Annotated in this window: 21 protein-coding genes and 5 pseudogenes; 9 read left to right on the forward strand and 17 right to left on the reverse strand. The window is 68.4% G+C overall.

All coding sequences use genetic code 11. From position 1 onward, the window contains the following. Positions 1-7: 7 nt before the first annotated feature. On the reverse strand, positions 8-658 hold the full coding sequence (locus OG379_RS00385; protein ID WP_405658018.1) for an NAD(P)H-binding protein: 651 nt from the start codon (positions 656-658) through the stop codon (positions 8-10). A 50-nt stretch (positions 659-708) separates the two neighbouring features. Then, on the reverse strand, positions 709-1,140 hold the full coding sequence (locus tag OG379_RS00390; RefSeq protein WP_405658021.1) for a VOC family protein: 432 nt from the start codon (positions 1,138-1,140) through the stop codon (positions 709-711). 128 nt (positions 1,141-1,268) lie between these two features. Here OG379_RS00390 and OG379_RS00395 point away from each other — a divergent pair, with 128 nt between their 5' ends. Next, positions 1,269-1,937: a GntR family transcriptional regulator gene (locus OG379_RS00395; protein WP_405658024.1), complete on the forward strand. Its 669-nt coding sequence runs from the start codon at positions 1,269-1,271 to the stop codon at positions 1,935-1,937. Positions 1,938-2,276: 339 nt separating this feature from the next. Here OG379_RS00395 and OG379_RS00400 read toward each other — a convergent pair whose 3' ends face one another. Further along, positions 2,277-2,642, reverse strand: coding sequence for a winged helix-turn-helix transcriptional regulator (locus OG379_RS00400; protein ID WP_405658027.1), 366 nt, complete (start codon positions 2,640-2,642; stop codon positions 2,277-2,279). A 222-nt stretch (positions 2,643-2,864) separates the two neighbouring features. After that, entirely contained in the window at positions 2,865-3,941 is a 1,077-nt protein-coding gene (gene namA, locus OG379_RS00405; RefSeq protein WP_405658030.1) for an NADPH dehydrogenase NamA, read from the reverse strand. A 469-nt stretch (positions 3,942-4,410) separates the two neighbouring features. On the opposite strand from namA, the pseudogene OG379_RS00410 reads away from it, so the two are divergent. Beyond that, positions 4,411-4,692: pseudogene (locus tag OG379_RS00410) on the forward strand (zinc-binding dehydrogenase); the annotation flags it as partial. Further along, complete coding sequence (locus tag OG379_RS00415; RefSeq protein WP_405658033.1) at positions 4,689-4,823, forward strand: hypothetical protein; 135 nt, start codon at positions 4,689-4,691, stop codon at positions 4,821-4,823. The pseudogene OG379_RS00410 and the gene OG379_RS00415, both read left to right, overlap by 4 nt. Before the next feature lie 243 nt (positions 4,824-5,066). Here the strand turns inward: OG379_RS00415 and OG379_RS00420 are convergent, their stop codons facing one another. Continuing rightward, a complete protein-coding gene (locus tag OG379_RS00420) occupies positions 5,067-5,642 on the reverse strand; it encodes a transcriptional regulator (protein WP_405658036.1) in 576 nt (191 codons plus the stop codon). Beyond that, the gene (locus tag OG379_RS00425) at positions 5,642-7,219 is read right to left on the reverse strand and encodes a helix-turn-helix transcriptional regulator (protein ID WP_405658038.1); all 1,578 of its coding nucleotides are present in this window, start codon (positions 7,217-7,219) and stop codon (positions 5,642-5,644) included. The genes OG379_RS00420 and OG379_RS00425 overlap by 1 nt, the downstream gene beginning before the upstream one ends. 161 nt (positions 7,220-7,380) lie before the next feature. Here OG379_RS00425 and OG379_RS00430 point away from each other — a divergent pair, with 161 nt between their 5' ends. Next, the gene (locus OG379_RS00430) at positions 7,381-9,993 is read left to right on the forward strand and encodes a Helicase associated domain protein (protein ID WP_405658041.1); all 2,613 of its coding nucleotides are present in this window, start codon (positions 7,381-7,383) and stop codon (positions 9,991-9,993) included. 102 nt (positions 9,994-10,095) lie between these two features. On the opposite strand, the gene OG379_RS00435 is transcribed toward OG379_RS00430, so the two are convergent. Continuing rightward, positions 10,096-10,503 (reverse strand): STAS domain-containing protein, encoded by a 408-nt coding sequence (locus OG379_RS00435; protein ID WP_405658044.1) that lies wholly within the window; start codon positions 10,501-10,503, stop codon positions 10,096-10,098. A 100-nt stretch (positions 10,504-10,603) separates the two neighbouring features. Between OG379_RS00435 and OG379_RS00440 the strand changes: the two genes are divergently transcribed. Then, positions 10,604-10,933, forward strand: a complete 330-nt coding sequence (locus OG379_RS00440) for a helix-turn-helix transcriptional regulator (RefSeq protein ID WP_405658047.1) — start codon at positions 10,604-10,606, stop codon at positions 10,931-10,933. Between the two features lie 263 nt (positions 10,934-11,196). On the opposite strand, the gene OG379_RS00445 is transcribed toward OG379_RS00440, so the two are convergent. The 7 genes and pseudogenes from OG379_RS00445 to OG379_RS00475 all read right to left on the reverse strand — a co-directional run bounded on the left by OG379_RS00445 (position 11,197) and on the right by OG379_RS00475 (position 18,632). Beyond that, positions 11,197-11,793, reverse strand: coding sequence for an isochorismatase family protein (locus tag OG379_RS00445; protein WP_405658050.1), 597 nt, complete (start codon positions 11,791-11,793; stop codon positions 11,197-11,199). A gap of 81 nt (positions 11,794-11,874) precedes the next feature. Continuing rightward, a pseudogene (locus OG379_RS00450) lies at positions 11,875-12,090 on the reverse strand (HNH endonuclease); the annotation flags it as partial. A gap of 206 nt (positions 12,091-12,296) precedes the next feature. Next, on the reverse strand, positions 12,297-13,214 hold the full coding sequence (locus OG379_RS00455; protein WP_405658053.1) for a hypothetical protein: 918 nt from the start codon (positions 13,212-13,214) through the stop codon (positions 12,297-12,299). 389 nt (positions 13,215-13,603) lie between these two features. Continuing rightward, positions 13,604-14,722, reverse strand: coding sequence for a YncE family protein (locus OG379_RS00460; protein ID WP_405658056.1), 1,119 nt, complete (start codon positions 14,720-14,722; stop codon positions 13,604-13,606). 619 nt (positions 14,723-15,341) lie between these two features. Continuing rightward, complete coding sequence (locus tag OG379_RS00465) at positions 15,342-15,872, reverse strand: nucleotidyltransferase domain-containing protein (protein WP_329075014.1); 531 nt, start codon at positions 15,870-15,872, stop codon at positions 15,342-15,344. Positions 15,873-16,797: 925 nt separating this feature from the next. Further along, positions 16,798-17,166, reverse strand: a complete 369-nt coding sequence (locus tag OG379_RS00470; protein WP_405658060.1) for an STAS domain-containing protein — start codon at positions 17,164-17,166, stop codon at positions 16,798-16,800. Continuing rightward, positions 17,163-18,632 carry a PP2C family protein-serine/threonine phosphatase gene (locus OG379_RS00475; RefSeq protein ID WP_405658063.1) on the reverse strand — a complete coding sequence of 490 codons (1,470 nt, stop codon included), beginning with the start codon at positions 18,630-18,632 and terminating at the stop codon, positions 17,163-17,165. Before OG379_RS00475 ends, OG379_RS00470 begins: the two co-directional genes overlap by 4 nt. A gap of 201 nt (positions 18,633-18,833) precedes the next feature. Between OG379_RS00475 and OG379_RS00480 the strand changes: the two are divergent. Further along, positions 18,834-19,854, forward strand: a pseudogene (locus tag OG379_RS00480) (helicase associated domain-containing protein); the annotation flags it as partial. A 334-nt stretch (positions 19,855-20,188) separates the two neighbouring features. On the opposite strand, the gene OG379_RS00485 reads toward OG379_RS00480, so the two are convergent. Next, positions 20,189-20,362, reverse strand: coding sequence for a CsbD family protein (locus tag OG379_RS00485; protein WP_405658066.1), 174 nt, complete (start codon positions 20,360-20,362; stop codon positions 20,189-20,191). 501 nt (positions 20,363-20,863) lie between these two features. Next, positions 20,864-21,058 (reverse strand): annotated as a pseudogene (locus tag OG379_RS00490) (IS630 family transposase); the annotation flags it as partial. A gap of 71 nt (positions 21,059-21,129) precedes the next feature. Here OG379_RS00490 and OG379_RS00495 point away from each other — a divergent pair. Beyond that, positions 21,130-21,462: an immunity 53 family protein gene (locus tag OG379_RS00495; RefSeq protein WP_405658069.1), complete on the forward strand. Its 333-nt coding sequence runs from the start codon at positions 21,130-21,132 to the stop codon at positions 21,460-21,462. Here the strand turns inward: OG379_RS00495 and OG379_RS00500 are convergent. Next, a pseudogene (locus tag OG379_RS00500) lies at positions 21,438-21,961 on the reverse strand (IS5 family transposase); the annotation flags it as partial. The gene OG379_RS00495 and the pseudogene OG379_RS00500 overlap by 25 nt on opposite strands. 243 nt (positions 21,962-22,204) lie before the next feature. On the opposite strand from OG379_RS00500, the gene OG379_RS00505 reads away from it, so the two are divergent. Continuing rightward, positions 22,205-22,477 carry a hypothetical protein gene (locus tag OG379_RS00505; protein WP_405658072.1) on the forward strand — a complete coding sequence of 91 codons (273 nt, stop codon included), beginning with the start codon at positions 22,205-22,207 and terminating at the stop codon, positions 22,475-22,477. 613 nt (positions 22,478-23,090) lie between these two features. Further along, on the forward strand, positions 23,091-24,005 hold the full coding sequence (locus tag OG379_RS00510; protein ID WP_405658075.1) for a YceI family protein: 915 nt from the start codon (positions 23,091-23,093) through the stop codon (positions 24,003-24,005). Positions 24,006-24,027: the final 22 nt, after the last annotated feature.

Here is a 24,027-nt window from a genome sequence, read left to right on the forward strand (position 1 = left end):
GCCTGATTCAGGCGGCCAGGCGGGCGACCGCGTCCGCGACGGGGGTGTCGCCGGAGGTCAGCTCGACGATCACGCGGCTCAGGCGCGGCTCGTGCAGGGCGGCGTCAATGAACGCGGCGACATCGTCGCGGTGCACGTCGCCGTACTCCACGGCCGGGCCCGCCGTGACCTTGCCGTCGCCCGGGGTGTCCAGCAGGGTTCCTGGACGGAGGATCAGCCAGTCGAGGTCCGTGCGCGTCAGGTACACGTCGGCGCTCTTCTTGACCTTGATGTAGTGCTCGAAGCCCTCACCGGCCTCACCGCCGCGCAGCGCGTCGGGGAACACCGAGACCAGCACGAACCGTGCCACCCCGGCGAGCGCGGCCGCGTCGGCAGCCTTCTGAAGGCCCTTGCCGTCGATCAGGGTCGTCTTGTCCATGCCGGTGCCGTGTGCACCGGCAGAGAAGACCACCGCGTCCTGGCCCTGCATCTTCCGCGCGAGGTCGTCGACCGAGTCGGCGATGAGATCACCGATCACCGGTGTCCCGCCGGCCTCTCGCACGGTCTCGCCCTGATCGGGCCCGCGATGCATGCCGTCCACCGAGTCCCCGCGAGCGGTGAGAAGTTGGGTGAGGCGGCGGCCGACTCCTCCGGCAGCGCCGATCTGGAACACCTTCATGAGATCGTCCCGTCTGTTGATGGGTGGGAAAGGGGTGCGGTGTCCGCCGGTCAGGCGGCGAACACCTGGGAGTCGTCGGCGAACGCCTTGAACTCCAGGGCGTTGCCAGCCGGATCGAGGAGGAACATCGTGTGCTGCTCGCCCTTCTGGCCCTCGAAGCGGACGTAGGGCTCGATGACGAACTCGGTGCCCGCTGCACGCAGCCGGTCGGCGAGACCCTGGAAGGCGGGGATCGTCAGGATCAGCCCGAAGTGCGGCACCGGGACCTCGTGACCGTCGACCGGGTTGTGCATGCGCTGCGGGCGCTCCGGTGCCAGGTGCGTGACGAACTGGTGGCCGTGCAGATTCCAGTCCACCCACGTGTCCGCACTGCGGCCCTGCTCCAGACCCAGCACATCGCCGTAGAAGCGACGCGCGGCAACCAGGTCGTCGACCGGCACGGCCAGGTGGAACCGCGGGATCGGGGACTCGAGAACGCTCATGACACTGCCTTCCGGGAGTGGAACGGGGCGGGCCGGAAGCGAGCCCCGACCCATTGTCCTGATGTTGACATTAAGACAACAACAGAATGTTAACATTAGGGCATTACCTTAGGAGGTGTAAACCGGACATGAGTGATCAGGGCAAGGTGTCACCGGCTCGCCGCCGTGGCTTGGCCGACGAGGTCGCGGACCGCATCCGCGAAGCCATCTTCAACGGGGCCTACCCTCCGGGCGAGCAACTGCGCGAGGTGGAACTGTCCAGTGAGATGGATGTCAGCCGCGGCCCAGTGCGCGAAGCGCTGAGGCTCCTTGAGCGTGAGGGCCTGGTCCACTGCGCCTGGCACCGGGGTACGACGGTCACAACGCTGTCCGCCGAGGACGTCACCGAACTCGACAGCCTGCGCGGAGCGCTGGAGGACCTCGCCGTCCGTCAGGTGATCGCTGGCGCACCGGACGAGGAACTCGCATCCATCGCGAGGACGGCCGACATGATGGAGCGGGCCGCGGACGCGCACGAGATGGTGCGCTTGGACATCGCCTTCCACGACGCGGTGTTCGCCGCCGCAGGACACCAACGCCTCGCCGAGGCGTGGGACGGCATCCGATGCCAGGTCCACCTCTTCCTGCTGACCCGGATCAACCTCAGCACCAAGGGCTACCTCGACTGCATTCCGCGCGAGCATCGCGAACTCGTTGCCGCGCTGCGCGCCCGGGACACGGACACCGCCCTCACTCTCTTCGCCGCCCACCGCCGCCACGCCGTCGATGTCCTCGTCAGCACGGCCGACGCAAACTGAACGCCGCGCCACCTCCTGCTGGAATCGGACAGCGCACACCCGGCTAACTGGGCCGACCGCTTGGGCATGAGATTGCCCTGCTGCAGGTTGACCCAAGGCGGAGGCTCGCCAGGAAGCCGACGGTCTGCGCGATGACCTGGGAGATGAGCCACTCCGTTGTCTCCTGGGCGTCCTCCCACTGGAAGTCGCCTCTCTACCGCTGCGACCAGGAGATCGGCCGGTCCGCCGACAGCAAGCGCGCGAAGTGTGCCCCTGGGCTGCACCACCCCGCCTGGTCGCCCTGCGGCAAAGAGTTGGGACACCGTGGCCATCACTGTCCTGGACACCGACGGAGTCAAGCTAAGCCTCGGACGGTGCCGGCGGCGTGGCGGAGGAGGCTTCCTCCTGCGCGTCCTTGGGATCCGGCAGGACGATGCCACGTCGGGCCAACCACTGCTCACCCCAGTTGCTGAGTCCGATCAGCAGCGGCTCCATCGAGCGTGCCTCCTCGGTCAAGGCGTACTCCACCTTGGGCGGGACAACCGGGTAGACAGTTCGCTGCACCAGACCGTCCTCCTCCAGCTCACGCAGTTGCTTGGTCATCAGGCGCGGAGCGATGCCGGGCATCTGGCGATGCAGCTCGTTGAACCGCATGGTCCCCTCAAGCAGATGGAAGAGGATCACACCTTTCCACTTCCCACCGATGATCTTGACTGTTGCTTCCATCGCGCAGCCTGGCAGGTCGTCAAACGATCGCGTCCGCGGCATGGGGCACCTCCGAGTCGTGCTGCCTTGTCAAGTATCTCGCGCCCGCAGGAGCGTCCCCTCCGGGCCCAGGGCCGGTCCGCCGCCCGGTACCGGGAGCGCTTCAGCCGCCCCGGCCCCGGGTGGCCGCAACGAATTCGGTGTCCCTGCCCTGGGGTGGTTGCGGGACCAGGGCAGGGCCGGTCAGGAGACCGTGGCCTCCATCGGCGCGGCGGGCAGCGGGGGCTGCGAGCGCTGCCAGGCCGACCCGTAGCGGGTGTACTGCAACGGAACCTCGATGGCGGCGCGCAGCTCGTCCGCGGCGGTCCGGGCCCAGAAGGGGTCCTTCAGCATCTCCCGGCCGACCAGCACGATGTCGGCGCGGTCGTTCTGCAGGATCTCCTCGGCCTGGCGGCCGCTCTCGATCAGGCCGACCGCACCGGTCCTGATTCCCACCTCCTTGCGGATCAGGTCCGCGGCGGGCACCTGGTAGTTCGGGTAGGACTGCACCTTCACCGGGGCGATGCCGCCGGATGAGGCGTCGATCAGGTCGACGCCCTGCTCCTTCATCCACCTGCCGTAGGTGACGAAGTCCTCCGGAACATTCCCGCCCTGCGCATAGTCGGTCGAGGAGATGCGGACGAAGAGCGGGCCGTCCCACTCGCCGCGCACCGCGTCGATGGTCTCCCGCACGATCCTGTAGCGGTTTTCCCGGCTGCCTCCGTACTCGTCCGTGCGGTGGTTGGCCAGGGGCGAGAGGAATTCGTTGAGCAGGTAGCCGTGCGCTGTGTGCACCTCGAGCACGTCGAATCCGGCGGCCTTCGCCCGCACCGCTGCCGTCCGGAATGCCTCGATGACCTCCTTGATGTCCCCGACGCCAAGCTCCTGCGGAACGCGTGAATTGTCGCTGAAGGGGATGGGGGAGGGAGCCACCGCGGTCTCGGACTCCACACCGAGCTGCCGCCCCGCGTGGCCGATCTGGGCGCCGGCCCTGGCGCCGAAGCCATGGATCACCTCGACGATGCCCGACAGGCCCGCGACGTGGTCGTCGCTCCAGATGCCGAGGTCGCCCGGGCCGATCAGCCCGTTGGGCAGTACCGCCGCCGTCTCCAGCATCACAAGGCCGGCACCGCCCAGTGCACGCGCGCCGTAGTGCACCGTGTGGAAGTCGCTGGCGCACCCCTGGGCGTCCGCGGAGTGCATGCACATCGGGGACATGGCAATCCGGTTCCGGAAGGTCACGTCGCGGATCGTGAGCGGGTCAAAAAGGTGTGCGGACACGAAAGATCATCCCTGTCGTTCAGTGAGGTTCTTGTCGCTTCCGACCGTAAAAGAAGCACACTGAATGCAACAGTATGCACTTTAAAGTCCCATATAGACAAAAAGGGAAGTGTGCTGGTCGAGGGCAGATGAGGCGCCTCCTGCAGCCTCGATCGCCGCTCGGGGGCAACCGGGTTCGCCAGTGTGTGGTGGAGGCAGGGTAAATGTCCCCGAACCTCAAGATTCCCGACAGAATCGCTGACTGGAGTTCTCAGCGTCGACCCGCCCGTAGCGCCCCTCAGGCGTTGCAGCCGTAGCCGCGTTCTGCCCGGCGTTCGACAGTCAGGACGTCACCTTCGGCAAGGTCGGAGATTCCGTCGCATCCTGGGCGGCGGCCACGAGGGCGGGGAAGAGGCCCGGGAAGCGCTCCTCCATCTCGTCCATGCGAAGCGCGTTCATTTTTGTGGTCCCGACGTAGCTCAAAAAGGTAGCCGCCCTCGGTGCCGGCGACCTCATCAACTACCGAACCACCCCCAACTGGGCTGACAGGGTACGCGAGTTGACCGACGGCCAGGGCGTCGACCAGGTCATCGAAGTCGTTGCGGGCGAGGGGCTGAACCACTCCGTGCACGCCACCAAGGCCGCCGGCCACATCTCCCTGGTCGGCTTCCTTGGCGGCCAGACCGCGTCACTGGACGTGCTGCCCATGCTCTACAGCCAAGCCGCCATCCGCGGCATCGCCGTCGGCCACCGCCGCGCCTCCTCGACATGAACGAATTCATCGAGAAGCAGGGCCTCGCCCCGGTCATCGACACCGTCTACGCCTTCGAGGATGCGATCAAGGCATACGAGCACCTGGCCCGCGGCGCCTTCGGAAAGATCGTCATCCGCGTCGCGAACTGACCCGCTGCACCCCTACAGGACGGGGCCCGGCGTCCCCTTAGGCCACCTACCGCACCACCGGCGGCTACCCAGCCAGGATGCGCATCGCCCAGGACGACGACACCCACTTCACCCTCACCTACGCCCACTCCTGAATCCGTTTCCGGGCCGCTCCCGCATCCTCTGATACGGACGGGCAGCTACGATGCGAAATGCCCCGCCCCCGGCAGCTCCAATGCAAGGGACGGGGCGTTTTCGCTGGTCTCAGGCGGCCCAGCCGATGGAGGAGACGTTGCTGTAGGCGTCGTACTCGGATCCGAGGTCCTCGATGATGATGTCCCAGATGGCATCGAGTTCGTCGACGTCGTCGTTCATCCAGGCGTCGACGGCGCGGTCCCAGACGCCGCGCACAGTGATACTCCGGCTGGACAGGTCCCTCTGGTGTTTGCCCTCCACGCGCGACTGGTCCACGGGGTTGATCTCGACACGGGTTCCGCGGCCGTCCCGGTTGAGCCGCTTCTTCAGGTCGGCGGCCACGTTGCGGCGTCGCAGGTCCCAGTACGCGGAATCCAGCCGCGACCGGTTCGCCTTGTTCGGGGTCCGCTCCTCTGCCAGCCAGGCCATGAGGGTGCGGGGTGAGACGTGGATGCCGGCGCGGTCCATGGCCTCGTATCCGGCATCCGTCTTGGTCAGGTACTTCAGACGTGCGGCCAGGCCGCGCTCGCTGTCCACGGGCGAGGCGATCCCAGTCACCATCCGCTCGATGGCAACGCCGAGCGCGTCCGCGCCCGGGACGCCCCGGGCGTTGTACATGCCCAGGTCCATCCAGCGGCCGGCCATCAGCGGGCCACCGTGCCCACGGTGTACTCACCGGACGCCTTGCCGTCACCGTGCTTGATCTTCATCTGGGCCACGCCCCGGCCCTCGGGGAAGACCTGGCGCCAGTCGCCGGTGACGTGGAGTTCGTCGGTGCCCATCATCGCGACGACATCCAGCCCTGCCTGGCTGGCCTTGTAGGCCTTGCCCCACAGGTTGGCGTACGCCTGGGAGTGGATGATGTGCATCCAGTCCGGGCGGACCATCTCCCTGTTGTGGATGGACTCCCCCATGGTGCTGATGAACTTGCTGTACATCGCTTTGACGTACTCCAGCGTCAGCGTGTCCCGGTTCTCGATCGCCTCGTCACGGGCGGCGGACAGCAGCTTGCGCAGCGCGTCCAGGAAATTCTCCGTGGCGCCCGAGGTCCACGACTCGTGGATGACCGGGGCGTCCGTCAGGCCGTACTTCGGGCCCGCCAGGCGCTGGAGCAGGCGCAGCGTGCTGTTGGTGACCCAGAGGGCGCCGGGCTCGTCGCGGTCCCCGATCGGGTCCGGCAAGTGCGGGTGCGCCCACGGGGCCGGGGTGATCAGATGCACCCCGGACCGCTTCGGCCCGACACCATCACTGCCGGTGCTGCGCTCCAACTTCCCAATCGGCAGCCACGTCTTCAGCGCGGACAAGTAGGCCGCGTTCACGTCCAGCGCGGTCACCTTGACCTCGCCGGGGGCGCGCAGGGAGTAGCCGGGGTGGTGGAACTTGGGGCGGGCCTCCCAGATCTGGTCCGGGTCCTTCTTGGAGGGCTTCTTCAGGATGTCCGGGAGGGCGGGGTAGGCGGTGTAGTCGTATCGGGCGGTGGCCCTGGTCTCGTTGAACAGGTGCATCACGTCGGGGATCGCCCTTTTGATCAGCGCCTTCAACGCCGCTTCCTCGTCCCCGCCGGCTCGCTCGGCTTCCTCCTGGACGGCGCGGCTGATGAGCAGAGTGGTGTCGGCCTGAGCGCGAGCCGCGCTGCGGGCGCGGCGCTCGGGCCGGTTGGGCAGGGGCGCCGGCGTCGGTGAGACGGGGGCGGCGGCCGGTGCGGATGCCGCCGAAGAGCTAGCGGCGGCGGGCGCGGTCTGTGGGGCGGCGGGGCCGGCGGGCTGGCACAGGGCGCCGGAGTGCAGCGGGCGGCCGTCCGTCGACTGGTAGGTCGTCTCGACACCGCAGCGGATGCAGGGGCCGGGGTCTCCCTCGATGGCCCGCCCGTCCGGGCCGCGCAGCGTCTCCGGGGCCGCGACAAACGCGGGCGGAACCGGGGCAGCTTCCGGGGCCGGATCCGCGGTGATTTCGGTTGCGGCTGCGGGTGCGGAGGTGGCCGGGTAGATCTCGGCGAGGCCCTTGAGCAGCTTCAGGTACGGCAGGCGCCCGGGCGGGGTCGGATCCGAGTGGCCGGTCTCCCAGTTGGCAACCGTCGTACGGCCGACGCCGACCGCTGCGGCGACCTGCGCGCGGGACAGGTTCGCGGCCTCGCGCAGACGCTGACGCTCAGCCGGCGCCGGAATGGAGGCGTTCAGCCTCGCTTCCTCAAGCAGCGCTTCCACGCTGTTCTCTTGGCTCATACCGCAACCCTAGCGCACTTGGACGACTATCGGCGCCAGATTGGACGTTCGGTGAACAATTCTTGTGCGTGTGCGCTACGGTCGTCATCAGCACAACGGAACGGTGATGCGGCAAGCAACGGCGTCCGGTGCTCCGGACGCCGTTGATCTCGGGAGTGGGTATGCAGGGTGTTATCTCGCTTCGGCCGCATCAGGTCGAGGCCGTCGACGCGATCATCGAGAACCTCTCGCTCCCCGTGGACGGCACCGTGCCGGCGCACGGGCGGCGTGGCCAGGTCCGCATGTCGACCGGGTCGGGAAAGACGATCACGGCGGCGGTGGCGGCGCTGCGGATGGTCCCGCGCGGGATGGTTGGCGTCCTGGTCCCGACCCTCGATCTCCTGACCCAGACCGTGGAAGCCTGGCGGGCGGTCGGGCACAAGGCGCCGGCGGTGGCGGTGTGCAGTCTCGGGGCCGATCCGCTGCTGGACGCCCTCGATGTGCGGTGCACGACCAACCCCACCCAACTCGCCCTGTGGACCGCGCAGGACGGTCCCATGCTCGTCTTCGCGACGTACGCAAGCCTGTCCCCGCAGGGCCTCATCGACGACCAGGGCGACCAAGAGACCGGCACGGCACCGGGCGTGCTGGAGAGGGCGCTGCGCGGCTCGTACGGCCAGACCATGCGCCCCTTCGACCTGTTGGTCGTCGATGAAGCCCACAGAACTTCGGGTGATCTTGGTAAAGCCTGGGCGTCCGTCCACGACCAGACGCGCATCCCTGCCGAACGGCGCCTGTACATGACGGCCACCCCCCGGCTGTGGGAAGCGACGCCCGGCAGTGCCGGCGCGGACGAGACCGGCGGGCGCCTGGTCGCCTCGATGGACGACGAGAGCCTCTACGGGGCCGTGCTGTTCGAGTTCGGGCTGATGGAAAGCGTCGAGCGCGGAATTCTGGCGCGGTTCGAGATCGACGTGCTGGAGATCCGGGACCCGCAAGCACCCGGGCCGGACGCGTCGCCGGAGGAGCGGCGCGGGCGGCGGCTCGCCGCGCTCCAGGAGGCGCTGCTCAAGCACGCGGACGAGTCGGGGGTGCGCTCGTTCATGACGTTCCACGCCCGGACCATGGACGCCATGGCCTTTGCCCGCGCCCTGCCGGAGACGGCGGCCGAGCTCCACGCCACGGACCCCGTGACCTATCCGGGACGAGTGGGTGCGGAGTGGCTTTGCGGCGAACACCCCGCCACACACCGCAGGGTCGTGCTGGACCGGTTCGCGGACGGCATCGACGAAGACGGATGGGTCACCGACCTCGGTGTCCTCTCCAGCTGCCGCGTGCTCGGCGAGGGCGTCGACATCCGAGGGAAGCGCGGGGTCGGGGCGGTCGTCTTCGCGGACACCCGCAGCTCGCCCGTAGAGATCGTCCAGATCATCGGGCGGGGCCTGCGCCAGGACCCCGGGGAGGGAAAGGTGTCCCGAATCGTCGTGCCGGTCTTCCTGGAGCCGGGCGAGGACCCGTCCGACATGATGGCGTCGGCCAGCTATCGAAGCCTGGTGGCTGTTCTCCAGGGCCTGCGTGCGCATGATGCCCGGGTCATCGAGCGTATGGCGCTGTCCACCACGACCGCCCGGGGGCAGGCCACGTCCGTGGTCGCACTCGATCCGGTCCGCGAGGAAGGCGACGTCCAGGAGGACGACGCCGACCACGACATCGAGACGGCAGCCGGCACCGAGGACGGCACGGACGAGGAGACAGCCAAGGCCGCCCTCGAGGAAAGCGCGGACGACGACGCGAGCGAGGAGGAACACCCGGGCGCCAACGTGCCATTGCTGCGGTTCTCCCTCCCCCGCGACCCGGGGGCCGTCGCCCTGTTCCTGCGCACCCGCGTCCTGCACCCCGACTCCGAGATCTGGCTCACCGGATACAACGCCCTGCGCCACTGGGTGCGCGAACACGGCGACGCCCAGGTCCCGCTGGACGCGTCCGTAGAGCTCGGCGAGGGCCGCATCACATATGCGCTGGGCGCATGGGTCAGCGAGCAGCGCCGCGCGTTCCGGCTCGGCACGCTGAAAGCGTGGCGGGCCGATCTGCTGAATGAGGTGGGCATGGTGTGGTCGGTCGCGGACGCCGGATTCTGGCGCAACCTCACCGCGGCTCGTACCTACCACGCGGTCCACGGCAGCCTCGCCGCTCCGAAAGACGCCGTGGTCGAAGGGGTGGCAGTCGGTCAGTGGCTCGCCAATCTCCGCAAGTCCGGCGGGCTCGGCAAGGACCAGGAGCGAGCCGCGCAGCGGCGGGCCGCACTGGAGAACATCGACCCGGACTGGTGCCCCGAGTGGTCCACCGAGTGGCAGCGCCACTACGCCACCGCGCGCGCCCTGCTCTCCGAGGAGAGCGGGCTGACCGAGGTGCTGCCGGGCGTCGTCGTCCACGGCTGCGACGTCGGCGCATGGATCAACCGGCAGCGCGAGCACACCGTGTGGGAGAACCTGCTCCCCGAACAGCGCCAGCGCCTGGAAGGACTCGGGCTGACACCCCTGCCCGCAGCACCGGCAAGGAAGACGGCTCCGGCGGCCGGGGCGTTCGAGCGAGGCGTCCTCGCGCTGGAGCAGTACAAGAACCGCACCGGGACCATGGTCGTGCCCCGAGCCCACATCGAAACCGTCGTCGTCGACGGCGAGGAACACCCCGTCAAACTGGGGGTATTTCTCACGAACAGCAAGACCCGCAGGGCCAAGCTCGCCGCCGACAAACTCGCCCAGCTCGCCGCCCTCGGGCTGGACTGGGCGGCGTAGCCAACTACCCGTTCAAGGGGCCATGCCGGAAGCAGCTGGCACGAACCTCCTGGGCCTCTTCCGGACGCGTCTTCGCTCAGGCGCCGGCCCGAGCTCCTGCGGCTAGGAGGCGACGGCTTCCTCAACCGTTGCCCGAACCCGCAGGAGAGCACCGACTCCACTGACCTCAAAAAGGCGCCGCAGTTGGGGCCCCGGGCCGGCCACGTACAGGGTGGTTGCCTTGTGAGCAACGATGATCACGTTCAGGAACGACGAATCCGCGAAGCTGACGCCGGAGGTGTCCAGGACCACCTTCGAATGCTTGCTGGTCGCGTTGTTCAGCGCGTCGACCAAGGGGGCGATCGTGCCCATGTCGTACTCGCCCTGCGCCACGATGACCCAGGCATCGCGACACTGATACTGGCGCACCACGCCTTGCGCCGGTTCAGGCTCAGGAGCCTGATGATGCGGACGCACGCTGTTCTCGTCGGCGTCAGCACCTGCCGGTGTGACGGCCTCGCTCCACGACATTCTCGTGGCCCTCCCGCAACTCTGACCTGTCAGCAATTACGCGAAAAGTATGTCATGCATCCGAGGGTCAGCGGGTATCTGGCTCTATAGACTGGGCTGCATGCCCGGAGTCTCCACATCTCATACCGGTTGGACGTTCATCACCAACCACGCACGCGTGCTGGCCGCCATCGCCGATGACCCGAACATCCGGATCCGCGACATCGCAGCCCACTGCCAGCTCACCGAGCGGGCCGTCCAGCGGATCATTGCGGACCTCGAGCAGGACGGATACCTCTCCCACACCCGCGCAGGGCGCACGAACACCTACCGCATCAGAGCGGACAAGCTGCTACGCCATCCCGCGGAAGCCGGCCTCCCCGTGGCAGCCCTGCTCTCGCTCCTCGTACAGGACGAATCCGACCGCAACAGCAAACCCACCCCCCTGTAGTCGCACCCAAGCGGCGCGACCCCAACCCATGGGGAAGCGATAGCGGCGGACGAGCTATGACCTCCTCGAATGCAATCCACCCCCCAGCACAGCACCACCCGCCGCAGCTGCGCACGGACACCGCTGCAGCGTGCGGTGAGGCGCCCCAGCGTGTGCCGCGGTTCAGCGCTTGACCGTGACGCACGGCATCCGGTCGCGGCCCCTGAACCCCCGCACAGACCTGGGAGCGGTGCGTGACGGGGGCCGGAGGGGCGGGCCGGCTTCTACGCTCCGGCGACCACGGGGGCGCCCGTCAGGTCTACTCCGGCCTGGCGGAGTTCTTCGCAGGCGTGCTCGATGGTGCTGTGGCTGACGCCGGCGGTCAGCTCCAGCAGTACCCGGGTGGAGAAGCCGGCCTCGGCCGCATCCAGGGCAGTGGCCTTCACGCAGTGATCAGTGGCGATACCGACCACGTCCACCTCGGTGACACCGTGCTCCCGCAGCCACGCTGTCATGTCCTGCCCGTCCTTGTCGGCGCCCTCGAAGCCGCTGTAGGCGGCCTCGTAAGCGCCCTTGTAGAAGACGGCGTCGACCGCTCCGGCTTCCGCCGCGGGAGCAAAGTTCGGGTGGAAGCCGGAGCCGGGCGTGCCGACCACGCAGTGCACCGGCCAGGAGGTCCTGAAATCAGGGGTGTCGGAGAAGTGGTCCCCCGGATCGATGTGATGGTCCCGCGTCGCCACCACGCACGCGTATCCGGCCTCGGCTGCATGGGAGACCAGGTCGCACACTTTCGTGGCGATCTCAGCTCCGCCGGCCACGGGGACACTGCCGCCCTCACAGAAGTCGTTCTGCACATCCACAACGATCAAGCCTCGCCTCATCACACACACCTCTCAGGTCAGACGGAGCAAACGGGGATCCGCGACCGGGGTGCCGCATCGGGCCCCCGGGAAGGGACGTGGCTACGGGGCGGGGGTGTAGGAGACGATGCTGTCCTCGCACGGGCCCTCGGTAAACACCTTCAGCGCCTCGAGCTCCGCAGCATCGCCGGCCAGCTGCCAGCGCAGCTTGGTGGACACCCACTCCCCCACGTACCGGCACTGCGCCTCCGGGGCCGGCGGCAGCCACTCGGCCGGGTCCTGATCGGACTTCTGACGGTTCGTACGGGCCGTCAGCGCGTCGCGGTACTCGGCCAGAGCGGCGGCATGCTCGGGTGAGCCGGTGGGTGGCTCAGAACTCTGTGGCACGCACTACCTCGGCCCTGGAGCAGCCACAGCGGCCGGACAAGACCTCGCTGCCCGGCCGCTGCCGCTCAGACATTAGTTGGCGCTGAACCCTCTCTGTACGCGAAGCCGCGGCAGAGTGGGTGGCGTCCTCGCTGGACTCAGGTCAGTGGGGTGTTGGCCAGGACCCGGCGCAGGATGGCCCAGGAGAGGTCGGACTCGGTGGCGAAGGGTCGCTGCTCCTTGGACTCCTCGTCGATGTAGTTGAAGGAGTCACGGCTGTAGCTGTCACCGTCCTCGTCCTCGACGCCGGTCTGCTCCGGGTTGAGGTAGACGTGGAAGCTGGCGCCGAAGTCGGCGGAGGCGTTCATGTAGCCGGGGCCGGTGGTGCCGCCGCCGCCGTCCATCGGGCAGTACACCCGGTGCACGGCGTAGTTGTCCCTGGACAGCCAGGCGCACTGGCCGGGGGTGAGGGTCAGCAGGCCGAGTTTGCGGGCGTCCCAGTCGAGGTGCTCGTAGACCATGACGTCGAGCTGGCCGGCGAGGCAGAAGACGATGCCGGTGGTGTGGCCGTGGGAGTGGATGAGCGAGTAGTGCTGGGCGGGCCAGATCTCCAGGACGACGGGCGAGCCGATGTCGCCCTTGGGGTGGTCGTGGGGGTGGAGGTGGCCGTGTTCGGCGGCCAGGTGGTCGTAGTCGCCCCGGCCGGTGCAGGCGACGCGGATGTACGGCGGGTGGGTCTTGTCGTGGTTGTACTTCTCCACCAGGATTTGGCGCAGCAGTCCCACCTTCTCGCCGGGTGCGGTGGCGGGGGCGAGGTGTTTGCGCATCGCCTCGATCTCCCACGCCGACAGGCGCAGGTCCTCGGCCTTGCGCGCGAGGTCCATGACGGCCGGGGGAATCATCAGCTGGCGGGCGTACTCGTCGAAGGACGTGGCCTGCCCGATCACGAGGGACGGGGCGGCCTCGGCACCCCTGAGGCGCAGCTGCCGTTCTTCTTCTTTGGTGATGTGGAAGGGGTACTGTGCATCGCCGTATTCCGGTTGCCCGGCGGGCGTCTGGGCGGCGGTCAGGCTCATCAGTGGTGACTCCTTTGTGTGCATGTGTGCCGCGGCTCGGCGCGGCACACATGCACGTCGCGCTGAGCTGGGGCTGGACTGGAGAGGCGGGTGTTCGGGGTTGACGTACCGGCGTGGGTGCAGTGGGGCGGCGCACTCCGTCCGGGCGGTGCGACGCAGGTGCGGGCACAGATGGCGGCTCGGCACATGGCGGGGCAGCTCGCGGTGGCTGCGAGGCGATGCGCTCAGCAGCCCGTGGGTGATCCGGTGACCGGTCCGCGCTTACGGATCCGGTGGTGTTGACGCCGCTTCGGTGGCCGCCCGCCACTGCCAGGGGCGGCTGCGCGCGAGTGAGGCGCCTCCCTGTGCAGTCGGTGCGTGCCTTGCAGGGCGGTGTCTCTGGTGGCGTGTCAGTGGCTGGGCAGGCGGGTGGCCCTGAGGCCGTCGAGGGGGTACTCCTGGGGCAGGCGAGCCGGGTCGCCCGGCACGGTGATCAGTACGGTGATAGGCCGGGACGTGCCCGCGGCGAGGAACTGGTCGCCCACCGAGTCCAGGTATGCCTTGCCGTCCTGGGCGATGACCTCCACGCCGGAGGCTTCGGCTTTCGCGCCCTTGTCCGTCGGCAGGTCGAAGGAGATACGGAACTTCCTGACGTCCTCCGCCGTGCCGCTGTCCTTGCCGATGGCGGTGAGCGTGAGGTCGAAGCTGTAGACCCGGCCCCGGGGCTCGCTGTTCTCCCATGTCCGGTTGAACTTCTTCGTCACGGTGATCTCGTCGTAACTGGGCGGGACGGGCAGAGGGGTGATGCGCCCGGCGCCGTTCATGATCTCCAGGTTGCCGACGGGCACCCTGCCCCGACCGATGCGCTGCGAGTGGTCGGGGATCGTCGCTGTGGTCAGATCGAGGTGGTTGACGTTGCCAGCGGAGTCGACGGCGTAGAAGTTGCCGTCCTGGTCGAAGAAGGTGGCCGAGTACGCCTTGCGGGAGCCTGCCGCGGTGCTGGCTTGCGCGGACGGGAAGACACCCTGCTTGAGGACGGTCTTCATGGGCTGGCAGCTCGGGTCGATGAGCAGCAGGTCGCCGTCGTCGCCCTCCACTGAGTACAGTCGTCCGTTCTTGGGGTGGTAGGCGAAGTCGTCCCACCGGCCGCCTCCCGGTGCGTTGCGGGATGTGGCCTTCCCGGCTGCCACATCGATGGCATAGCTGGGTGTGCCGGGGTTGCTGACGGCGAAGAGGGTCTTGCCGTCGGGATCCATATCGCCGTCGAACCAGGGCCCCTCGGGCAGCCCGTCGATGACCTGTTCCTTCAAGGTGCCTGCCGCCACGTCGATGGTGATGAGCCTGTTGCCGCTCACCGCCAGCAGCAGGGGCTCTTTGTCGTCGCCGAGGTACTGCGCCCCCATAGCGGTGTAGCCGGCCTCGTAGGGCAGCACGTTCTCGACGACACGGGTGTCACCGTCGATGGGGTCGAAGCGGTAGATCCGGGTGTGGGTCCTGCCCACGGCGAGATACACCTTCCGGTGAGCCATAACCAAGCGTCCTTCCATGCGACTTCGGAACGCTTCAAGAACTGCCCCTGATCCACACCGGTAAGCACGCTACGTATTCGTTCGAATACAATAAGCCACAACGACCAACAGCAGGAGCACGCTCATAAGAGCGACGCAGCGTCTGGACAGTAGCCGGGGGTATGCGACGGGCGTCTGCTAGGCGCTGCCCCCGGCCGGTGCCGTTCCCGAGCGCGGGCTGCGTACCCGGGCCGTCCTGGCGGCCAGCTCGGCCAGAACCCGACTGGCTCAGACCCCTGTGACACGCGCTACCGAAGCCCTAGGAGTAGCCGCCACGGCCGGGCAGGACGGCCCTGACCGGCCGTGGTTTCCGCCCGGACGTCAGCCGCGGAAGCGGGATAGCCAGGTGCCGCCGACCCAGGGCTCCGGCTTAGTTCAATCTTGTCCCTTTTGATCAGCTGAGACCGAGCAGGGCGACGAGGGGGCGGTTCTGGTCGCGGGCTGTCCGGCGGAGACCGTAGGCGATGGCGGATGCCAGCCAGGCGGAGAGCGCCCATCAGGGCTCGGACGTCAGTCGACTACGCCGAAGCCGTGGGGTGCGAGGCGACAGGCGACACCGAATGAGAAGGGCACCCTGCGCCTATGCCGGGTGCTTGGGCACATGCTCCTCAACCGGCTCGAAGCCCTCCGGCAGGGGGATACCGAACTGCTGGCACAGCAACGGCACATCGTGGCGATCGACATCACGAGCCGGGTATCCCGTATGGCAGCGCACTGCCCACTCAGCCGACTCGCACCGCACCGCAGTCCCGGCGATCAAACCGTGTCCGGCGAGTGCTTCGGCCGGGAAAGCACTGCCATCCACGACGGATCCGTAGTGCAGGGATCCGTCCGCGAGCACCTCGTAGAGGTGCAAGTCGACCCGCAATCGAACGCCGTCGTGCAAGACGAAGTTCCACGGCCTGTCACCGGGCCACGGGAAAATTCGGTCGACGCCAGCCTCGGCGAACGCAACGAACAACGGCTCAAGATGTGCGGCCGGCGCCCATACATCAAGGTCGGAATGTTCTCTCGTCTGCTTCCCGAGCAGCGCATCCACGCTCCACCCGCCGCCCACACACGCATCTACGCCGTGGGTATGGAGCCGCTCCAGAAGCGCGAGTGCATCCATGGGTGACATCGAATATTGGCTCACCGCATGAAGGTAGAGGCTGACCCGACCTCGCATCTAGCGATTTTCACGGCTTCACCAGGCAGGGCTCCCGGGAGGGCTTCGGCGTAACAGCGTGCGACTACACCGGAGCCTTGGCCGCCGGGCTTCTGCTCGGGCACGGCCTGGTCATGCTCCTGGTGCTCGGGCCCGGTCTGCGCGGCTTGGCGTTCGGCGGCGTGGGCGCGCTGCTTGCAGTCGTCGCACAGGTGCGGGTAGGTGTCGCGTGGGGGGAGCCCCCCCGGGCGGGCTCGATGGCCTTCCACCGTTCTTCGGTGAACCGGGTGCCGCAGCCCGCGCACACCGGCCGGCCTCCCGCTCCGCCTCGTGCTGTGCGGCGATGCGGCGCAGCTCCTCCTTGTGCTCCCGCTGGCGGGTGGCGTACTCGGCCTGCTTTGCGGGCGTCGTGGGCTTCGCGCCGGGTTGCCGATCGCCTCAAGGAGCGTCTGGTTGTGCGGGTCCACTCAGTGGCCTGCCTCCCGCACGCGGTGCGGCCCAGGCTCCTGCGGCCGGTATGCCTGGTGGTCATCCGGACGCATCGGGTGCATGCGTCGGCATCGTCCTTGTTCGGCGTAGCGGGGCGCGCGGGTGCGGGAGCCGTCGGCCGCCTTTGGGAGGCTGCCTCGCGTCTGTGGTCGCGGTACTGATCGCTTCCATGGTCGTAGGCACCGAAGAGGGACACACCGGCCCGGCGGGGAAAGACAGCATCCCGTGTGTCGCACGACGCCGCAACGTGTAGCGCCTGGCGGAGCGGATGAAGCGCGCGCCGCGGCCAGTACGTTGGTCGCGGCGCGCGCTTGTCCATGGCCCCGTGCCCTCCGGGAGGAAAGGCCGAGCCGTGCGGTGCCAGCCCCCTGTCGGTGCCGCCCCCGGTGAGCGAGGGGTGTCAGGCGGTGGTGCGGTTGCCTTGGCGTGCGGCAAGCGCGGCGTCGGCGCTGGGGCAGGAGGGCAGGAGGGCGTCCATCCCGGTGACGCTGAGGAGGCGGCCCAGCCGGTCGGGGATGGCCGCCAGCGTCAGGGAGCCGTCGGCCTCCTTGGCGCAGCGCCAGATACCGACGAGGGCGTTCAGGCCGGAGGAGTCGCAGAAGGTGACGCCCGCCAGGTCGGCGACCAGGTGGGGGTGGCCGGCTGCGATGAGGTCCAGGGCGCGGGACCGTACGGCGGGTGCGGTGGTGATGTCGAATTCGCCGGCCAGTGCGATGACGGCCAGGGTGCCGTCGGTGTGCGGGACGTCGATGTGGAATGCGTCGGTCATGGGCGTCGGTTCTCCTGCCCGACGGCGACGTCGGCGGGCAGGGCGGCGGCGCTGTGAGCGGTGGTGGTGGTGCCTGCGGGAGCGGCATCGGGGGTAGGAACGGACAGGGCCAGTAGGGCCACGTCGTCGCGTTCGGTGTCAGGGAGTGTGCCCAGCAGTGCGACGGTGTCGTCGATCAGGACGCCGGCACTGGCCGGCGCCGTCCGCCGGGCGAGGAAGTCGGCCAGGCCCGTGTCGTCGAGCATGTGGCCATCGGCGGTGCGGGCCTCGGTCAGCCCGTCGGTGTAGAGGAGCAGTCCCTCGCCGGGTGCCAGGTGCAGGGTGCGTGAGGCGAAGACGGCTTCGGCGAACGCGCCGACCAGCATGCCGCCCTTGGCGCGGACCGCCTCCACCCGTACACCCCCGTCCCCGGTGGGGCTCAGGTGGTAGGCCGGCGGATGGCCGCCGGTGGCGAGCGTGACCGTGAAGCCGCCGTCGTGGGCGGGGTCGAGCAGGCCGAAGATGGCGGTGCAGAAGCGGGTGCCAACCGCCGCGTCCAGCAGCAGCGCCGTGTTCAGTGCCTTCAGCGCAGATGCGGGGTCCGCGTCGACGAGGGCTGCAGCCCGCAGCGTGTAGCGGGTCAGTGAGGTGACTGAGGCGGCTTCGGCGCCCTTGCCGCACACATCGCCCAGGAAGAAAGCCCACCGGCCCCCGCCGACGGGGAAGACGTCGTAGAAGTCGCCGCCCACCTCCTGCGGGGAGGCGGTCTTGTAGTGGCAGGCCAGCTCCAGCCCCGGTACCGCGGGCAGCGCCGGGGGCACCAGGGTGCGCTGCAGGGTCGAGGCGAACGCGGCGATGGCCGCCATGTCCCGCTCCGCCCGCTGCCTTGCCTCTTCCTCGGCCTGGCGTTTGTCCTGCTCGACCTTGCGGCGCTCCTGCTCGGCGCGCACCACGTGCAACGCCGACAGCCGCAGCTCCAGCTGGTCACGCACCACCGCCGCCAGGTCCGCGAGCGTGGCCGAATCCGCCTCGCTGATCTCGCGGGGGCGGGTGTCGAGGATGTTGACCGTGCCCAGCCGGTACCCGTCGGCGGTAATGATCGGAGCGGCGGCGTAGAACCGCACCCCCATCGGGCCGGCGACCAGTGGATTGGAGCAGGCGACCGGATCCAGCAACGTGTCAGGGATCACGGTGGTGTCATCGGTCAGCACTGCCGAGGCGCACAGCCCGGGATCGCGGCCGATCTCGGTGACGCCTTCAAGCCCGTGGGTGGCCTTGAACCAGATGCGGTCCTCGTCCACGATCGTCACCGTGGCCACCGGCACCTCGAACAGCCGCGCGGCCAGCGCCGCGACTCGGTCGTATGCGCCGTCCGGTGGGGTGTCGAGGATGTCGTAACGGCGCACCGCCGCCATCCGCGCCGCCTCGACCGACGCGGCCAGAGGTTCGTTCGGTGCTATCGCAGGCAGGCTCGCTTGTTCCGGCATGTTCCTCGTCTCGCTCATCCCCCCCGGGAAGACGCCGACCAGACAGTCAGCACCCCACACAGTACCGACATGCCCCAGCCGACCCGAACCGACGAACTTCGCGGACACACCCGCAATTGAGCGCAGTGATCACAAACGGGTGAAACGTGACGGCCTGTGTGGCCCGGCGGTTCGTCGACCGCAGCCTGCTGGTCGACCTGAGCCGACACCCGCGGCTCACAGGTCGAGATCGTCCAGAACATCGGCCGCGCGCTCCGGCTCAACAAGGACGGCTCCCCCAAGGTCGCCAGGATCATCGTGCCGGTCTTCCCGGAACCCGGCGAGGACCCCACCGACCTGGAGAACGAGATCACCGGCCTCTACGCCGTGCCCTGCGACGTCGAGGTCGAGTTCGGCGTCACCAAGGACTTCCCCTTCGGGCGATTGGTCCACCAGCAGAGGAAGGCGCTGCGGGCCGGGGGAGCTGGAGGAGCGACGCAAGACGCTGCTGGACGCGCCGGAAGCCGGGATGGTCTGGGAGCCGGGCTAAGAGGCGTGGGAGAACAAGCTCGCCGCGCTCCGGTCATACCTACGCGCCACGGGGCACCTCACTCCGCGTCAGGACGCCGTGTGGGGCATGGTGCCGGTCGGCCAGCACCTCGCCAACCTCCGCGGGAAAGGCGGCCTCGGCAAGGGTTTGGAGCGGGCGGCGAAGCGCGCACAGCAGCTGACGGCGATCGATGAGGACTGGAACTGCCCGTGGCCGCTGGACTGGCTACGCCACTACCGCGTCCTCGCCGACCTCGTCGACGCCGACGGCGTTCTCCCCTACATCGCGTCGGGCGTCGTCTTCGAGGGCGACGACCTGGGCAAGTGGCTTCAGCGGCAGAGGAACCCGGGCACCTGGACGCAGCTCTCGACTGAGCAGCAGCGGCCGGTCGAAGCTGGGCGTACAGCCCAACCAGACGCCCACACCCGCCCCTGCGACCAGCCGCGGGGCGAAGAAGCCGGGCAAGGCGCAGCAGGCGTTCCAGCGAGGGCTGGCGGCCCTCACGCAGTGGGTAGAACGGGAAGGCACGGCCGGCCGGTGCGGCGCGGCCACAGCGAGGGAATCTCGGTCAAGGGTGAGACCGAGCCAGTGGTCGTGAAGCTGGGCGTATGGATCTCCAACACCAAATCCAGAAGGGACCGGCTGGACACCGACCACCTCGCCACCCTCGCCACACTGGGCATGAACTGGGCGGGGCCGTTGCCGGTGCCGGATCTTAAGGCCGCCGCGGCTCCCGCCGTTCAGCCCGCCCCCCACAAGCGCCTGCACAGCGTGACCACCACGATGAGTGCGACAAGGCCTCCGACGAGCGATTCGGCTGAGACGGAAGAGGAAGAGGGGCCGGTTATGGAGACCGGCCCCTCTTCCGCGGTGAGGACGAGGCGTGGGATCGCCGCCCCCACCTCCCCGTCTCCCCGCACCGAGCACAACCATGCTCACTCCATCGTGTGCCCCTGCCGGGCGCAGCACGGCCCCGCTGGAACAGAGCTCCGCGGGGCCGAGTGCTGGTGCTGGGTATCGAGCGACGTCAGTCGGTCAGGGCGTCCTTGACCTTCTCCTTGGCCTGACGGGCATCGCCCGTGGCCTGGTCAGCACGGCCTTCAGCGGTGAGCCGCTCGTTGCCGACAGTCCGGCCGACAGCTTCCTTGACCTTGCCCTTGGCCTGCTCCGTCTTGGCCTGGGTCTTCTCATCAGCAGCCATGTCACTTACACCCTTGCTGTGCTCGACGTTGCTGTCCCCCACCGTCTGACCACCAATACCTCATTCAAACCTGCAGCCCCTTAAAGTCCCCCGCCACTACCGGTCCCAAGCTTCGCGACGGGCCAGAGAAGAGGGCCAGCGCAGCACCGTCCACTTCCCCGGAATCACGCCTGGCCTTATCAAGCAGTTGTGGTTCTGGCTCAACTTCTGTGGAGCTGGGCCGTACGCGCCCGTGCCCGCGTCAGACCAATGGACTGACCTGCTGGTTCCCATCGTTCGGGTCCCAGTGAACCGATCGCCGAGCCGACATCACAGAAGTTGAGCCAGAACCCAAACTGGTTCTGGCTCAACTTCTGTGATGTGGAGGAGGAGGGCGTCTTTCAGGCGCCTGCTCCACCTGCCTCACCTGGGGAAACGCTGAGCGCGGCAGCGGCCTGAACCGGGCGTGACTGCTCAAATCACAGAAGTTGCGCCAGAACCACTACTGCTCGATAAGGCCAGGATGACGTCGCGCGCCGTGTCCTCGTCCGCCTGCACGAGCTCGGCGATGACCGGCACGCGGTTCCCGCCGGCCGAAGCCAGCAGCATCATCGCGCGCCGGTAGCGCACCGAGTTGGTGCTGCCTCGTCGCACGATCTGCTGCAGCTGCTGCCCCTCCTGATCGGTCAGCCTTCGCACGTGTACCGGCTCGGCCACCGCGACTCCCAGGGCAAGTGGTACCAGCCGCGCCCGGTCCTGGACTCGCGGCTGGCCTAGCATCTCGTGCCATGAACGAAGCCGAGAACGTCTTGGACTGGCTGCAGGGTTGGTACTCCGCCCAGTGCAATGAGGAGTGGGAGCATGAGTGGGGCATCAAGATCGACACGCTCGATAACCCCGGTTGGTCAGTCCGCATCGACTTGGAGGAGACCGACTTGGAGGGACACGAATTCCCCCGCCACGATCTCAAGCGCGGCAAGGACGACTGGGTCATGGCCTGGACCTCCGAGATGGCCTTCCACACGGCGTGCGGACCAGGCAACCTCACCGAGGCACTCATCCTCTTCCGCAAGTGGGCAGTCGAGAACACCCCCAATTCCACAACGTTGCGCTTCTTGTAGATCTCGCGATCGACCACTGGCGGGCGTCCGCCGCGGCTGCCCCGCCGGGCGCGGTTGCGGATCTGGTCGGCCCGTTCGGGGATGGTGTGCGTGATACCCCGGCGCCGCAGCCAGGCCCGGATCGCCTTCGAGCTGTAGCCCTTGTCTCCCAGGACATGATCGGGCCGCAGGCGGGGGCGGCCAGGACCGATGCCGGGCACCCGTATCGCCTCCATCACGGCGGCGAACTGGGTGCAGTCGTTGGTGTTCCCGCCGGTGAGGACGAAAGCGAGCGGTAGTCCAAGGGCGTCGCAGACCAGGTGAATCTTGCTGGTCAGCCCACCCCTGGAGCGGCCGAGTGCCGGATTTCGGAGCCCCCTTTTCGGGCCCCGGCAGCGTGCTGGTGGGCTCGGACGATGGTGGAGTCGACCGACACCAGCCAATCGACCTCACCCGCCGAATCGGCCCGCGCCTGGGCTTCCCGAAGCATCCGCTCGAAGGTGCCGTTCCTGGCCCATCGACGAAGCGGGTATGCAGCGTGGCAAGCTCCTGCCGTTGCTCAGCGGACAGCGCCTCACGGCGTAGGCGGCCGGTGATGTTCTGAACGCGCCCTCGCGCCTTGTTGCGCGCTTTGCGCACCAGAGCATGCGTCACGGCCTGTCGTTCCTGCTCCTGGGCCTCTGCCGCGCTGCCGCGAACCGAGTGCGGTAACAGCCCTGGGGTACACGGGAGTTCTCGACAGCCAACGGAGGGGACCTCGATAATGAGCCACCAAGGGACGGACGACCCGTCGGAACTCGGCGATCTCGAACCCGGCACCCGGCAGCGGGAGCAGTTGCGCAGCCGCATCCAGAACATCGCCCTCACCGCGCTGGTCGTGGTGCTTCTCCTGTGGGGGATCTGGTCCACTGTCGGCCTGATCAGAGGCGAGTCCGGGTGGGCGTACTGCGCGGTGGCCTGGATCCTGCTCGCCGTAGCCCTGTACGTACGTCTGTTCTCCGCCCGGCGCAGGAACCGGCTGGACGGGACTCCATAGGGGCGAGGTTCAGCACGCTCCTCGCCGCGCACCTGTAGCGCTGGCACACCGTCCGGCGCCGGCGTTCACGAGATAGCCCGGGAGAGGCCCGTCCGGGCAGGAGCTGGCTTGAGTCCGGTCGGGCTCCGATATCACCTCGGTCCACAGCCACCAGCACGGCGGCGGCGCCTCTCGTGTGGGAGGCGCCGCCGCCGTCCCCGCCGGGAACCCAGGGGGCGGGGCAGCAATGGTGGTGCGTCACATCACGCCGCGCGCTGTTCCTCTTGTCAGCGCGGGGGGGTGCCCCTATGGGTTTGGTCAAGCCGATGGGGCGGGTTGAGGGTCGTAGAAGGTGCCGTCCCGGAGCATCGCGAAGAGCACGTCGGCTCGTCGTCTCGCGAGGCAGAGGAGGGCTTGGGTGTGGTGCTTGAGGACGTTCTGGTCACCAGCACCAGGTCGCCCGCGGGTCCACGCGCTACGCGGGCGGTGACGGAGTCAGAGGCTGCCGGACGCCGGAGCAGCAGCAGTGGGCGGGCGTATGCCGCCCGGGGCGAGGCAGGATCCCGGGGTCGTTGAACGAGTGATTCTGGTCGGTTTCTATGCTGATGTTTTCCGCGCTCGAAAGGTTTGTGTGATGGTCCTCTCCCTCCTCCGTGGCAGGCGATCCAAGGCGGCCTCCGGTGGTGGTGCGAGATTCGCTCTTCCCGTGCCGCCCGGGGCCGGAACCGTCACCTGCGAGGTCGTCGACCCCATGGGACAGCCGCTCGGAGGCGCCGAGATCACGGTCACGTCCCAGAAGTCGGCCCGGACGGCGGCGAAGGGGACCACCGACCTGTTCGGCATGTTCGTCGCGGCTCTACCCCCGGATGAATACCGCCTGCTCATGACGGCCGAAGGCATGCAGCCGGCCAGCTGGGCCTTCGACATCGCCGTGGGCGAGACCCTGTCGATGGGCCGCGTGCAACTGGACGTCGCCCGGCAGCTTGAGCCCCCGGCACCCGGCACCTGGCTCTTCGATCCTCCACACACCGCGATCCGCTTCATCGCCAAGCATGTCGGCATGGCCAATGTGCACGGCCGTTTCACCGCTTTCGAAGGCGGTATCCGGATCGCACCCTCCGTCGAGGACTCCCAGGTCGAGATACGCATCGATGCTTCGAGTATCACCACGGGCAACAAGACCAGGGACAACCATCTGCGGTCGGCCGACTTCCTCGACGTCGAGAACTACCCCTACCTCCATTTCGTCAGCAGGCGCTTCACCTACCGGGGCGGCAACAACTGGACCGTCCAAGGAGGGCTGACAATGCACGGGGTCAGCCGCTCCGTCTCCCTGGACACGCAGTATCTGGGCGCCGTCAACGGCGGTTACGGCGAGGAGCTGCGCTGTGCGGCACGTGCCACCGCCGAGCTGCACCGCGAGGACTACACGTTGAACTGGCGCAACATGCTCGCCCGCGGCATCGCCATTGTGGGGCCCACGATTCAGTTGGAGCTGGACATCCAGACCATGTTCCAGGGCCCCGACACCCCGACGCCTCCGGAGTGACGGCCAGTGAGGGCGCCCTGGC

Source organism: Streptomyces sp. NBC_01166 (assembly GCF_045039765.1).
GTDB lineage: Bacteria > Actinomycetota > Actinomycetes > Streptomycetales > Streptomycetaceae > Streptomyces.